Source organism: Anaerotignum sp. MSJ-24, assembly GCF_018918145.1.
GTDB lineage: Bacteria > Bacillota > Clostridia > Lachnospirales > Anaerotignaceae > Metalachnospira.
In genome coordinates, this window is sequence record NZ_JAHLPX010000004.1 from 189,205 (window position 1) to 202,055 (window position 12,851).

Sequence of the window (12,851 nt, forward strand, 5' to 3'; positions counted from 1 at the left end):
TTTTCCGTATTACGCAAAATCTTGTATTTATTTTGTGAAAATCACCTATAACTTATATAAAATGTATTATATTTTTGGTTTATAGTAATGTTGACAGCTTTTTACAAATATAATACAATCTTAAATGGAGGATTAATGTTTTTTAAGTTTGTATAAGAAATAAATAAGAACATTATAAATAATTATGGCAAAATATTTAAAAGAATATAATAAAATGGAAGACGATGAAATTGAAATCGACTTAATTGCCTTGGCTAAGGCGTTGTGGCACAGACTTTGGGCAATTATACTGGCTGCGGTCGTTATCGGTGGTGCAACATTTTCCTATGCGAGATTTTATATAACACCTATGTATAGAGCAGAAGCACTTATGTATGTAAACAACAGTTCATTTTCTGTGGGAAGTACGTCGTTTTCTATTTCTTCATCGGAACTTACTGCGGCACAGAGTCTTGTTGAGACATATATAGTAATACTTAATACAAGAACAACACTTAATGCAGTTATCAAAGATGCAAAGCTTGATTATACATATGAAGAGCTTAAGAATATGATTTCGGCCGAGGCTCTGAACAATACCGAAATATTCCGTGTTGCTGTTGAATCGGCAGATCCCGAGGAGGCAGAGGTTATTGCAAACAGCATAGCCAAGATACTTCCGGATAAAATTGCTGATATAGTTGATGGTAGCTCGGTAAGAATTGTTGACCATGCAATTGTTCCGAGTGAAAAGGTTTCACCAAACATAACCAAAATGACGGCAATAGGCTGTTTTGTCGGTGCATTTATTGCAGCAACCATTATTGTAGTTCTTACATTACTTGATACAAAGATACATGATGAAGAATATCTTCTTCAGACATATAATCTTCCTGTTTTAGCAGTAGTACCTAATTTATATCGAGTTAATGAATCATCATCATACTACGGAACCTACGGTTCTTCTAAAAAAGAGAAAGATGAGGTGAAATAAGGTGCTGAAAAAACAGGAAAAGAAATATTTTAATAACCAGAATAATGCTAAGAAAAATTCTTTTCAGGATCAGAAAAGAATAGTAGGAAAAAGATTGAGCTTTGCGGCATCGGAGGCATATAAGCTTCTGAGAACAAATCTTATGTTCAGCATGGCTGATGAAGGAAAATGCAAGGTAATCGGTGTAACAAGTGCGTTACAGGGCGAAGGAAAGAGCACAACCTCAATAAATACAGCTTATACACTTGCCGAAACAGGCAAAAAAGTACTTCTTATTGAAGGTGATATGAGACTTCCGGTTGCAGCTAAGCTGCTTCAGCTCAAGACCGAGCTTGGACTTTCACATGTTCTTGCAGGTATATGTGAACCTAAGGACGCTATTTCCGTTTCGGTTGCCCTTAAGAATCTAAACGTTCTTGCCGCCGGAGAAATTCCTCCGAATCCTTCCGAACTTTTAACATCTGAAAGAATGAAAAGTCTTATTACAGGATTATCCGAAATTTATGATTATATAATTATTGACCTTCCACCGATTACAGTTGTAAGTGACGGCCTTGCAATCTCTGATTTGCTAAGTGGTATGATTATTGTTGTACGACAGGATTATTGTGACCAACGTTCACTTGCTGAAACAATGCGTCAGATGGAGTTCCTTAATGTAAAGGTGCTTGGATTTGTAATGAACTGTTCTGAAGTAAGCAAAAAAAGCTATAAGAAATACGGAAAAGGTTATGGTTATGGTTACGGATATTCTTATTCGTATTCACAGAAGTATAAAGAAATGCTTGACAAAGTCGAAAGTAATTCCAATAATTAATGAGGTGAGATAGGTGTTTGATATTCATTCACATTTTTTGCCTAAGCTTGATGATGGAAGCAAAAGCGTTGAGGAAAGCGTAACTATGCTTAAAGAAAGCTACAGACAGGGTGTTACGGATATTGCGGCTACTCCGCATTTTTATCCTTCTGTGCATAACCCAAAGCAATGGTTTGTGGCAAGAGATCATTCCGTACGGAGGCTTATTCCGTATCTTACGGAGGATATGCCGGATATATGGCTCGGTGCAGAGGTACATTATTACGACGGTATATACAGAAGTGAAGAAATATTGGATTTCCGTATCGAAGATACGGAGCTGTTATTGCTTGAAATGCCGGAAACAAAATGGACTTCACGTATGCAGGACATAATATTAAAGCTGAATGACAGAAAAGGCATTAAGGTTATGCTTGCACATATCGAAAGATATTTCCGTTTTCAAGACACCGATACTTGGAATTATTTAAGAGAAAATGGCATTCTTATGCAGGTCAGTGCCGAATATTTTATAAGGCTGATGAGCCGCAGAAAAGCAATAAATATGTTTAAAAACGGCGAAATAGATATGATTGGCTCTGACTGCCACAATATGGAGAGCAGACCGCCGAATTTCGGAACGGCTGTTTCAATCATAGAAAAACATCTTGGCAGAGGCGGAGTGAGAACGCTTCACTGTAGAGAAAAGAGGGCTTTATATGGGCCGAAAAAATAAAAATATCTTAATTATTTGTATTATGGCGGTTATTGCCGTAATACTGGTTTTGCTATTAAAAACACCGAAAAATGAGGCTGTTGAAAACAAACCTGAGGAGATAAATGAAGAAACAAATACGGTTGATGAGAAATATAAAAGTCCTATTGATTTTGATGAATTGAAAAAACAAAATCCTGATATTTATGCGTGGATTGAAATACCGGGAACAGAAATAAGCTATCCTATACTTCAAAATGAAGATGATGACAGCTTTTATCTGAACCATGACGTTGACGGCAAAAAGAATTCTGCCGGAAGCCTGTATACTGAGCATGAATATAACAGTAAGGATTTTTCCGATATAGTTACAATGATTTACGGACATGATATGCTTGACGGCAGAATGTTCGGAAAGCTTCAGGAATACTATTCTGATTCGGATTTTTTTAAAAGCAATAATGAAATAGATATATATATGCCGGATAAGGAACTGCATTATACAATATTTGCGGCAGTCCCCTTTGAAAAATGGCATATTTTATATAATTACGATTTTTCTAACAGCAGAACATACAGAGTATTTTTTGATGATATAATGTCTGTTAGGGCAATCGGAGCAAATGTAGACGAAAATGCTTCACTTGAGCCGGAGGATAAGGTAATTATTTTATCTACATGTCTTAAGGGAAACAAAGATAAGCGCTATTTGGTATGTGCAAAGCTTGTAGGTAACGAATAACGTAATTACCATATTTGGGAGGAATGTATATGTTAAAGAAAGTTTTTGCAATGTTAACAACAGCAGTAATTTTTACAGCAACGGCAAGCTTTGCTTATGCCGCTGACTTTACACCGAGCGTTGAAAGAAAATCGGAGCCGGCTGTTATACAGACTACAAATAAAGACGGTGCAAGTGTTGACGCTGTTATAAGAGATAAGGATGGCAATGAAATTGCATCAATACCCGGCGGAAGCTTAGTGGTTACACCTTATTCAAAAAGAGACCAGGCTGCCGATAACATCAAATTATATCTTAACACAGCTTTTGGTCAGCTTTCGGATAAACAGCTCAGCGAGCTCACAGCAAATATAAATGATTACCTTTCAAAAAATTCTGACGGATTAACAGAAGAAGATGTAGTAATACGTGACCTTTTCGATGTTACTATGGATCAGACATATCTTGATTATCTCAATACAGAAGGCAACACAATAACAATAACATTTGATACCGATTATGCGGCAGATATGTTTTTAATGGTTATGACAAACTGTGATATTACAAACGGCGATGACTGGAACATTATACCTGCTGAAAATGTTAAACGTAACAGCGACGGTTCTGTAAGCGTTACATTTGACAAAATGTGCCCCGTAGTATTTGTTTCCGATGGCGGACAGGTTGCAATCGATCCCAACGGCCCTTCTTCACCTCAGACAAGCGATGATATGAACATGGGAATCATGGCAGTTGTATTCATTGTTGCAGCCGCAGGCGGTGCTTTTGTAGTTAAGAAAAGCAAAAAATCATTTTAATCAAGCTTAGCGGATGTATAGATAATGAAGATGAAAGAAAAGAAAAATAAATTTCCGGCTATAATTGCTGTTATAATCATTGTAATAGTTATTATTGCCGTGTTTAAATCCATGTCTGTATGGGAACATAAGAACAGCACAGTTAGTGCAGGCGATACAGAGCAGACTGAACAAACAGATGATGTTGATACTGTTTATTATGATGGTAAGTTATATGCACAAAGACAGGATTTAGAGTCTGTATTAATAATGGGCGTTGATAAATATGAAGATCAGATGAATGATGAAGGTTACAGCAATAACCAGCAATCTGATTTTATAATGCTTCTTGTCATGGACAAAACAAATAATTCCTATTCGGTTCTTCATATAAACCGAGATACAATGACGGATATTCCTACATTAGATATTTACGGAGATCCTTCCGGAAGTGTTTATGGACAGCTTGCTCTTGCCCATACATACGGCAAAGGCGGAAATGATAGCTGCCGAAACAGCGTCAAGGCAGTTTCTAACTATCTGTTTGGTGTTAATATCGACCATTATATTGCACTTACAATGGATGCTGTTCCGGAACTTAATGATCTTGTCGGAGGAGTCACTGTTAAACTGCTTGATGATTTTACAAAATATTATCCGGAAATGACGGAAGGCAGTGAGCTTACGCTCAACGGCGAAGAGGCTCTCGCTTATGTGCGTTACAGAATGGATATAGGTGATTCAACAAATATAAACCGTATGGAACGCCAGCGTCAGTATATGCTTGCATTAAAGGATAAGTTTGCCGAAAAAGTAAATTCCGATGATAATTTTATGCTCAATACTATCGGAATTTTGTCTGACTATATGGTATCGGACTGTACGGCAGACCAGCTTTCTTCCATATGCAATACGTGTATGGCTGATAAGGACAACGGATTTGTGGAAATTCCGGGCGAAGCCGTTAAAGGCGAAGAATATATGGAATTTTATGCCGATGAGGACGAGCTTATGAAAACGGTTATTGATCTTTTTTATGAGCCTTATACAGAAACAAAATAATAAAATACGGAATTGTTTTATGCGGATAGGTTTGACTTATCCGCATTTTTTATGAGTAATTTCTTGTCAAAACCGATAAAAATATGTCCGATTGGTTATTGATACATTTGTTGCATATGAGTAGTATATATGTTAGCAAAAGCTAACTGAGGAGGATAATATTTATGGAGAAGAACAAGTTAATAGGAATGTTTTTAACAATGGCATTGTCGGTTTCAATGCTTGCAGGCTGTGCCGGCAATTCACAGACAACTGACAGCAATGCGGAAGAAAACCAACAGGAAACAGAACAGCAGACAGAGGACACAGCAAATGATGATGCGGCTGCGGCAAATCAGCTTATGATTGATTTAACGGGAAAATATCAGCAGTTATGGCCCGTATTGCTTGCAGACGATTACAAGCAGGTTTGGCTTGACGATTGTGCAAAAATAGTCGGAGAAGAGAACGCAGAGACAGCGGCAGATCAGCTTATTTCATCTGTAACAAGTGATATTTACGGAAAGGACGCCGAAGGAGTTTATACAAATGAGTCATTTGCGTTCTATTGTGCTTTCACAAATGATATGGACACTGTTGAATTCGATGGAGAAAATTCTGTAATCAAAGGCTATGACAAAGACGGAAATGAGCTTTTCTCACATAAATATGATTATGTAGGTTTAGAGGAATCATGGGGAATGTATGAATTTAAGAGCGAAGATAAAGATTCGGGAGAATTTACATATTTCTTTATCGCACCCGATACATCAGCATCAACATATCATATTGAATTCAGATACGGAAGCGATGAAGATGCACTTAAGGAATATTTTTCGGGCGAATACGGATATTGGATGGCTTCCGGTATTTCAACAGAATGCGACCAGACTATGATTGAAAACTGCATTGAACTTTTCTGCACAGAAAATCTTGCAGAGGAAAATTGATCAGTAATTTATATTTCGGCTCCGGGCTTTAAAAATGCTCGGAGTTTTTGTATAATAAAGAAAATAAAAAAATTAAATAAAAATCCTATAAACCTATTGACAAGGTTGGTAAGTAGGTATATTATACTAATAACGAATTTGAGATATGTTTTTTGAAAGGGGTGAATGATATGATGTATAATAACATGAATATGTTTTGTGAAGTCATGTGTGGTTGTCGAATGTCATTCTCCCGGGCATATAATAATGGCGGTGTTTATTAAATAATAATAACACATTGTGAGTATATTTGCCATTTGCCCGGGAGTAGAAATACAATCCCGGATTTTTTTTACTCAAATTCATGTACAAGTCAAAATAATAAAAAATATGAAAAGAGGAATTAATAATGAGCGAATATAAATTTGAAACACTTCAGTTACACGTAGGACAGGAAGAGCCGGATCCCGCAACAGATTCAAGAGCAGTACCCATTTACCAGACAACATCATATGTTTTCAAAAACTCAGCACATGCGGCTGCACGTTTTAACCTTACAGACGCAGGTAATATCTACGGCAGACTTACAAACTCAACACAGGACGTATTTGAAAAGAGAATAGCAGCACTTGAAGGCGGTGTTGCAGGTCTTGCGGTTGCATCAGGTGCAGCAGCTATTACATACGCAATCCAGGCACTTGCTCCTGACGGAGGACATATTGTAGCACAGAAAACAATATATGGCGGAACATATAATCTTCTCGAACATACACTTCCTCATTACGGAATTACAGCAACTTTTGTAGATGCACATAACCTTGAAGAGGTTGAAAACGCAATTCAGGACAATACAAGAGCAATCTATCTTGAAACACTCGGAAATCCCAACAGCGATATTCCCGATATTGATGCAATAGCTGAAATTGCTCATAAACATGGACTTCCTTTAGTAATTGACAATACATTCGGAACACCTTATCTTATTCGTCCTATCGAGCATGGTGCAGATATTGTTGTTCATTCGGCAACAAAGTTTATTGGCGGTCATGGTACATCATTAGGCGGTGTTATCGTTGATTCCGGTAAATTTGACTGGAAAGCAAGCGGAAAATATCCCGAAATAGCAGATCCAAACCCCAGCTATCATGGTGTTTCATTTGTTGATGCGGCAGGCCCGGCGGCTTTCGTAACATATGTAAGAGCTATATTGCTTCGTGACACAGGTGCGGCAATTTCACCCTTCAACGCTTTCCTTCTCCTTCAGGGCGTTGAAACTCTCTCACTTAGACTTGATCGTCACGCAGAAAATACAAAGAAGGTAGTTGAGTATCTTTCAAAGCATCCTCAGGTTGAACACGTAAATCATCCTTCACTTCCTGATCATCCTGACCATAAGCTTTATGAGAAATATTTCCCCAACGGCGGCGCTTCAATTTTCACATTTGAAATCAAAGGTGGACAGGAAGAAGCTCATAAGTTTATCGACAACTTAAAGATATTCTCACTTCTTGCAAATGTAGCTGATGTTAAGAGCCTTGTTATTCACCCGGCAACAACAACTCATTCACAGCTTACAGAAGAAGAACTTCTTGACCAGGGAATCAAGCCCAACACAATCCGTCTTTCAATAGGTACAGAGCATATTGATGACATTATTGCGGATCTTGAGAACGGATTTGCAGCAGTAAAGTAAAAAGGGTGTGTACGCCCTAAGTCGAAAACAATGAGAGCTTTCGATTTGCTTAAATTAAGGCATGAATGAAATACGGAGGCATATTTTATGTCTCCGTATTTCGGCGTATATAGGAGTAAATAAATGATACAGAAGAAAGCTTTAAAAACTGCATTTATCAAATCCATTCCGATATTATGCAGTTATATTTTTGTCGGCATTGCATACGGAATTATGATGGAGAATGCCGGATTTGCATGGTATTATTAATTACTGGCAAGTTTTGGTGTATACACCGGAGCTTTTCAGTTTGTTCTTATAACGCTTATGAGCAGTGGTGCATCAATGGTAACAATAGCGCTTACGGCTCTTTTGATGAGCAGCAGACAGACATTTTACAGCATTACATTTTTGAAGGACTTTAAAAGCATGGGAAAAAGAATGCCATATATGGTGCTTACTATGTCTGACGAAACCTATGCGGTAAACTGTTCTCTTGATATAGACGATGATAAGGAAAGAAAGGACACAATGTTCTGGGTGGCAATGTTCAGCAGAATTTATTGGATGGCAGGCTCGGTAATTGGCGGCGTTCTCGGACAGCTTATTCCGTTTGAGCTTGAAGGAATAGATTTCTGCATGACTGCGCTTTTTGTAACCATATTTATTGACCAATGGGAAAAGACCGACCGACACACTCCGGCGTTGCTCGGAATAGCTGTCGGCATAATATGTCTTGTTATATTTGGTCAGGGAAGCTTTATGCTTCCGGCACTTCTTATTGCATCAGCAATATTAATTATGATGCAGAGAAAGGAGCAGACTGAATGACAAAATATATTATTACGGCAATAATTGTTTCCGGCTGTTGCACGGCTTTTCTGCGTTCACTTCCGTTTATAGCGTTTAAGGGCGAAAGGAAAATGCCTGTATGGCTTGACAAGCTGGGACAGATACTTCCGTCCACAATAATGGCGGTGCTTATTATATATTGTCTTAAGGACGTCGGAGATGATTTCGGAAGAATAGGCATATCTAAAATACTGGCGGTAATTGTTGTGGCGATTACATATAAGTGGAAACACAATACATTCATAAGCATAGGTACTGGTACGACATTTTATATGTTTATGTTATACTTATTATAAAAATAAGTCGTATATTCAAAACGAGTATACGACTTTTGTTTTTAATTCTGGAAATTTATATTTTGATTGAGTATTATCGGGTATCTTACAAGTTTATCCGAATCAAGGTTTTCTCTGTGCATATCTACTGCCGAAATCTGATGATTGTTATAGGTTGTGTAATAATAAATGCCTTTATCAAGGTTACAGCATGAGGTGTAGATAGTTATTTCATATTTTCCGTCATGTACCTCACAACAGCCTCTCTGCTGGTCAACCGAGCCGAGAATATGGAAAAACTGGCTTACACTTTCTTCCTCGGAATCACCGGAAACAGAGTTCATTTTTGTAAATGCGGCCTTTGCAAAACGAGATGCGGACGACAAATCTCCCGGCAGACCGATTGCACCCATTCCACGGCTGTAAGGGTGGAGCGGCAGCTTGTCCGAAAACTTATTTTCGGGATTTTTCGGCGATAAATTCATATAATTATTCAAAGAAAACATCTGGATATTAAACGGCGGATTATTTGTAAGTATTCCGACCGGATTGTCATATATATGAAGTCCGTCAGCCATAGATTCAACTGTAATCGCCTCGTCTTTATCGGATATTATCCAATGGAGCTGTGCAAGCGGCAATTCGGCGTTGAATGGAGTATCAATTATATTAATGTTGTCGAGCAATGCTTTTGCGTCTTTTACTGTACTGCATTGGCCTAAAATCCATGGTATAAGCTCAAACTGGGCAATGTTGGTTTTGTTCTCGACAGGCTTATTGTATGCGGCATTTCCGACAAAGTTAAGTCCGGCAATGCCAAGGCCTTTTTCGTTTATGGCATCATAATAAAGCGGATAGTTTCCTGCAACGTATGCCATTCCTATTATTGCATAATGGGTATTCATGCTTTCGGTATTTCTGAAATTAAACTGATAATTTCTCGGTGTTATTGTAATTTCATCACCGTAGGAAAATTCATAATCAAGAGTTCTTCCGAAATAACCGTCTTTCGTCTTGTATGTTGCGGCTGTACACATATTAATTCATCCTTTTTACTTTTATTTGTTTGCTTTTCCCGTAATATATTCGGGAGTTATTTTTATTACAGATGCAGGCATTTTTCCGCTTTCTATACAGCTTTTTCCTTTTTCGACAAAGTCGGGAGCAAGCTTTTCAACAAGCTTTAGTAAAGCGGCTTTAGCTTCTTCGCCTTCCGCTAAAGAGGCTTTTCCGAAAACAATAACGCTTGAATATCCGGTTGTGAGATTTTCAGGTATAATTTTGCTGTCTGTAACAACTGTGAAGCTGATGTTTGGATTATATTTTATATTTTCAAGCTTATGTCCGACATTTGATGCACAGTGAAAATATATATTTCCGTTATAAAATACATAGTTTACGGGAACACCATAAGGATAACCGTCTTCACCGATTGTAGAAAATACTCCATATTCGGCTTTATTAAGAATTGTTTCGGCCTCTTCATTGGTGAGCATTCTTTCTTTTCTTCTCATTTCATGAAACATAAGTATCACTCCTTATTAGTATTTATTAAATAGCATAAATTATTTATCATTCTTGCTGTTAATCCCCAAATAACTTTGTCTTTGTAGAAATAAAACAATTCGGACTGTTTTCCGTGGCTCCAGCCGTAACTTCTTCCACCGACAATATGATCAAAGGGAAAATCATCGGGAATATCAAATTTTATGTTTATATTATGTACTTCGGGTTCGGTTTCAAGGAAAAATTTCAACGGTACTGTAAATACCTCTGATACCTCATCTGAATTTATTTTAAGCTCCGATATATCTGTGTTTTCTATGAGTGCGACAAACGGACTGATTATTGCTTTGTAGGCTGTCACAATATAATCAAGACAGCCAAGAATTTTTATGTTTGAAACATCAACGCCGATTTCTTCATGTGCTTCTCTTATGGCTGTTTCAACCGCACTTTCATGCTGTTCACGTTTTCCGCCGGGAAAACATATGTCGCCGGGCTGTCTTTTTAAATCCATAGAGCGTTTGCTGAAAAGCAGCTCAGGCCCGCTTTCTGTAACAAATATAGGCAGGACAACGGAGCTGTATTTGAATTTTCCTTCCGGCCTTGGTGTATGACTGTCAAGTATATGCTTGATTTCGGTTGTGTTTATATCAGAAATATGGTTTTCCATGCTGTCAATCCTTTCTCAAATGTATTTTTCTTGCGGCTTTTCGCTTAAGGTCAATTTCTGTTGCGGCATAATGTTTTCTTGTTGTGTTTACATCGGCATGACCGAGAACATCGGCAACCAAATAAATATCTCCTGTTTCAAGATATAGATTTGTGCCGAATGTACTTCTAAGCTTATGTGGTGTAATTTTTTTTAGCTTAATAACAGCTTGGGAGTATTTTTTTACAAGTAACTGCACTGAGCGTACATTTATTCTTTTTCCCTGACCTGATAAAAATAAGGCTTTGTCGTTTTCGTCCTTAGGCGGATGCTCATTACGGTATTTAATATAGTTTTCCAATGCTTCGGCAACCTCATCGCCGAAATATAAAATAGCCTGTTTTCCGCCTTTTCGTGTTATTGTAAAGCAATAGCTGTCAAAATCAATATCGTCCACATTTAGCCCGACACATTCGCTTACTCGTATGCCTGTACCGACAAGAGTTGTAATTATCGCAAGATCTCGGAGCTTAGTTTTTTCGTGAAAGCATTTTTGTCTGTCTGTTAGATTTTCTCCGCTTTCTACCTCGTCAAGAAGGTCGGCAACCTCGTTTGCCTCAAGACGTATTATTGATTTTTCATGTATTTTCGGTGTGCTTACAAGTGCGGCAGGATCAATTTTTATATACTGTTTTTGCAGAAAATATTTGTACATGGAGCGGATTGCCGCAAGCTTGCGAGATTTTGCGTTTTCCGCATTGAAAAGAGCTGTGTTGTTTATGCAGTCCTCTTCGGTATCTCGGAAAGGAACATAGCTTGTCACATAATCGAGAAATTCTTCTATATCCTGCGGAGTAATTGTTTCAAGCATGGAAACCTCTATGTTTTCGAAATCAACACCTATAAAGTTATCGTTTTTTTCACAGAGAAAATTGAAAAAAACCTTAAGGTCATAGGCATAGCCTATACGTGTTTTTACGGAAGTGGTCTGTGCAATACCTCTGAAATAAATAAAAAGAAAAGGCGGCAACTGCTCAAGAAGTCCCTTTAGATGGGCGGAATCACGTATTTTTTCTTCTTCTTTATAGGTCATTTTAGGCATTGAAATCACCTCTGCCGTTGTTAAGATTCCAGTCGGGAAGACATCTGGTTATCGCACCGAATATTTTCTGCGAAAGATTGGGATATGTTTTATTTAATGAAAGAATAAGCTCTTTTATTTCCTGTCGTTTTGTATTTCCACTGGCAGGACACGGGTTTTTAACAATCTGTGTATCAAGAGAGTTTGCAAAGCTCTTTGCCTCATATTCCTGAACATATATAAGAGGGCGGATTGAATAAAGCTTTTTGCGTTCAAGAAAGCTGACAGGTGAAAAACAGCTTATTCTGCCTTCAAATATAAGTGACATGAGAAATGTTTCTATGACATCATTTTTATTGTGGCCGAGAGCGACCTTATTACAGCTGAGATCATCTGCGGCATTATTGAGAGCTCCCTTACGCATTTTGGCACATAATGAGCATGGATTTTCCTCTTTTCGTCCTTCAAATACTATTTCTCCGATTTGGGTATCTACAACGGTATAGTGGACACCAAGCTCGTCACAGAGCTTTTGTATTGAGCTGTAATCCGGATTTCCCAGACCGAGAGAAACAGTTATAGCCTCGATATCATATTTTTTGGGATAAAAACGGCGCATTTCGGCAAGTGCATAAAGCATCGCAATGCTGTCCTTTCCGCCGGAAACGCCTACGGCAATTTTATCGCCTTCTTCTATCATATTGTAATCATCAACTGCTCGTCTTACATAGCTTAATAATTTTTGTGTTTTCATTTTACAACTCCGATTTAAGATTTATTCGCTAAATATTAGTATACTACAAAATATTGACTGTGAAAAGTCGCAAAAACGGAACATGACCTA

16 protein-coding genes are annotated in these 12,851 nt (G+C 37.8%); 11 read left to right on the forward strand and 5 right to left on the reverse strand.

Translation table 11 applies throughout. The features are described from left to right. Positions 1–184: 184 nt before the first annotated feature. The 11 genes from KQI66_RS04120 (at position 185) to KQI66_RS04165 (ending at position 8,792) form a co-directional block, all read left to right on the forward strand. Positions 185–973 carry a YveK family protein gene (locus KQI66_RS04120; protein WP_216427408.1) on the forward strand — a complete coding sequence of 263 codons (789 nt, stop codon included), beginning with the start codon at positions 185–187 and terminating at the stop codon, positions 971–973. 1 nt (position 974) lies between these two features. Continuing rightward, on the forward strand, positions 975–1,790 hold the full coding sequence (locus tag KQI66_RS04125; protein ID WP_216427409.1) for a CpsD/CapB family tyrosine-protein kinase: 816 nt from the start codon (positions 975–977) through the stop codon (positions 1,788–1,790). A 13-nt stretch (positions 1,791–1,803) separates the two neighbouring features. Beyond that, on the forward strand, positions 1,804–2,505 hold the full coding sequence (locus KQI66_RS04130; RefSeq protein ID WP_216427410.1) for a CpsB/CapC family capsule biosynthesis tyrosine phosphatase: 702 nt from the start codon (positions 1,804–1,806) through the stop codon (positions 2,503–2,505). Next, positions 2,489–3,226 (forward strand): class B sortase, encoded by a 738-nt coding sequence (locus KQI66_RS04135; protein ID WP_216427411.1) that lies wholly within the window; start codon positions 2,489–2,491, stop codon positions 3,224–3,226. The genes KQI66_RS04130 and KQI66_RS04135 overlap by 17 nt, the downstream gene beginning before the upstream one ends. A 29-nt stretch (positions 3,227–3,255) precedes the next feature. Then, positions 3,256–4,023, forward strand: a complete 768-nt coding sequence (locus KQI66_RS04140) for a hypothetical protein (protein ID WP_216427412.1) — start codon at positions 3,256–3,258, stop codon at positions 4,021–4,023. 24 nt (positions 4,024–4,047) lie between these two features. Then, a complete protein-coding gene (locus tag KQI66_RS04145) occupies positions 4,048–5,064 on the forward strand; it encodes an LCP family protein (protein WP_216427413.1) in 1,017 nt (338 codons plus the stop codon). 164 nt (positions 5,065–5,228) lie between these two features. Further along, on the forward strand, positions 5,229–5,993 hold the full coding sequence (locus KQI66_RS04150) for a hypothetical protein (RefSeq protein ID WP_253287659.1): 765 nt from the start codon (positions 5,229–5,231) through the stop codon (positions 5,991–5,993). A gap of 388 nt (positions 5,994–6,381) precedes the next feature. Next, the gene (locus KQI66_RS04155) at positions 6,382–7,665 is read left to right on the forward strand and encodes an O-acetylhomoserine aminocarboxypropyltransferase/cysteine synthase family protein (protein ID WP_216427414.1); all 1,284 of its coding nucleotides are present in this window, start codon (positions 6,382–6,384) and stop codon (positions 7,663–7,665) included. A 123-nt stretch (positions 7,666–7,788) separates the two neighbouring features. Beyond that, the gene (locus tag KQI66_RS11400; RefSeq protein ID WP_256441573.1) at positions 7,789–7,914 is read left to right on the forward strand and encodes a hypothetical protein; all 126 of its coding nucleotides are present in this window, start codon (positions 7,789–7,791) and stop codon (positions 7,912–7,914) included. Between the two features lie 3 nt (positions 7,915–7,917). Beyond that, the gene (locus KQI66_RS04160; protein WP_256441575.1) at positions 7,918–8,475 is read left to right on the forward strand and encodes an AzlC family ABC transporter permease; all 558 of its coding nucleotides are present in this window, start codon (positions 7,918–7,920) and stop codon (positions 8,473–8,475) included. Further along, on the forward strand, positions 8,472–8,792 hold the full coding sequence (locus tag KQI66_RS04165; protein WP_216427415.1) for a branched-chain amino acid transporter permease: 321 nt from the start codon (positions 8,472–8,474) through the stop codon (positions 8,790–8,792). Before KQI66_RS04160 ends, KQI66_RS04165 begins: the two co-directional genes overlap by 4 nt. Before the next feature lie 41 nt (positions 8,793–8,833). Here KQI66_RS04165 and bsh read toward each other — a convergent pair whose 3' ends face one another. The 5 genes from bsh to KQI66_RS04190 are packed head-to-tail and all read right to left on the reverse strand — an operon-like array spanning position 8,834 to position 12,761. After that, positions 8,834–9,808: a choloylglycine hydrolase gene (gene bsh / locus KQI66_RS04170; protein ID WP_216427416.1), complete on the reverse strand. Its 975-nt coding sequence runs from the start codon at positions 9,806–9,808 to the stop codon at positions 8,834–8,836. 21 nt (positions 9,809–9,829) lie between these two features. Next, positions 9,830–10,297 carry a pyridoxamine 5'-phosphate oxidase family protein gene (locus KQI66_RS04175; RefSeq protein ID WP_216427417.1) on the reverse strand — a complete coding sequence of 156 codons (468 nt, stop codon included), beginning with the start codon at positions 10,295–10,297 and terminating at the stop codon, positions 9,830–9,832. 5 nt (positions 10,298–10,302) lie between these two features. Continuing rightward, positions 10,303–10,947, reverse strand: coding sequence for an NUDIX hydrolase (locus KQI66_RS04180; protein WP_216427418.1), 645 nt, complete (start codon positions 10,945–10,947; stop codon positions 10,303–10,305). 4 nt (positions 10,948–10,951) lie between these two features. After that, complete coding sequence (locus KQI66_RS04185) at positions 10,952–12,028, reverse strand: tyrosine-type recombinase/integrase (RefSeq protein WP_216427419.1); 1,077 nt, start codon at positions 12,026–12,028, stop codon at positions 10,952–10,954. Continuing rightward, on the reverse strand, positions 12,021–12,761 hold the full coding sequence (locus tag KQI66_RS04190) for a tRNA 2-thiocytidine biosynthesis TtcA family protein (RefSeq protein WP_216427420.1): 741 nt from the start codon (positions 12,759–12,761) through the stop codon (positions 12,021–12,023). The genes KQI66_RS04185 and KQI66_RS04190 overlap by 8 nt, the downstream gene beginning before the upstream one ends. Positions 12,762–12,851 lie beyond the last annotated feature (90 nt).

What these genes read in the sequence shown, in the direction of transcription:
- KQI66_RS04175 (WP_216427417.1), bottom strand. Translation starts at nt 10,297, where the DNA reads ATGTTTCATGAAATGAGAAGAAAAGAAAGAATGCTCACCAATGAAGAG.
- KQI66_RS11400 (WP_256441573.1), top strand. Translation starts at nt 7,789, where the DNA reads ATGATACAGAAGAAAGCTTTAAAAACTGCATTTATCAAATCCATTCCG.
- bsh (WP_216427416.1), bottom strand. Translation starts at nt 9,808, where the DNA reads ATGTGTACAGCCGCAACATACAAGACGAAAGACGGTTATTTCGGAAGA.
- KQI66_RS04135 (WP_216427411.1), top strand. Translation starts at nt 2,489, where the DNA reads ATGGGCCGAAAAAATAAAAATATCTTAATTATTTGTATTATGGCGGTT.
- KQI66_RS04190 (WP_216427420.1), bottom strand. Translation starts at nt 12,761, where the DNA reads ATGAAAACACAAAAATTATTAAGCTATGTAAGACGAGCAGTTGATGAT.
- KQI66_RS04120 (WP_216427408.1), top strand. Translation starts at nt 185, where the DNA reads ATGGCAAAATATTTAAAAGAATATAATAAAATGGAAGACGATGAAATT.
- KQI66_RS04140 (WP_216427412.1), top strand. Translation starts at nt 3,256, where the DNA reads ATGTTAAAGAAAGTTTTTGCAATGTTAACAACAGCAGTAATTTTTACA.
- KQI66_RS04180 (WP_216427418.1), bottom strand. Translation starts at nt 10,947, where the DNA reads ATGGAAAACCATATTTCTGATATAAACACAACCGAAATCAAGCATATA.
- KQI66_RS04150 (WP_253287659.1), top strand. Translation starts at nt 5,229, where the DNA reads ATGGAGAAGAACAAGTTAATAGGAATGTTTTTAACAATGGCATTGTCG.
- KQI66_RS04155 (WP_216427414.1), top strand. Translation starts at nt 6,382, where the DNA reads ATGAGCGAATATAAATTTGAAACACTTCAGTTACACGTAGGACAGGAA.
- KQI66_RS04185 (WP_216427419.1), bottom strand. Translation starts at nt 12,028, where the DNA reads ATGCCTAAAATGACCTATAAAGAAGAAGAAAAAATACGTGATTCCGCC.
- KQI66_RS04165 (WP_216427415.1), top strand. Translation starts at nt 8,472, where the DNA reads ATGACAAAATATATTATTACGGCAATAATTGTTTCCGGCTGTTGCACG.
- KQI66_RS04145 (WP_216427413.1), top strand. Translation starts at nt 4,048, where the DNA reads ATGAAGATGAAAGAAAAGAAAAATAAATTTCCGGCTATAATTGCTGTT.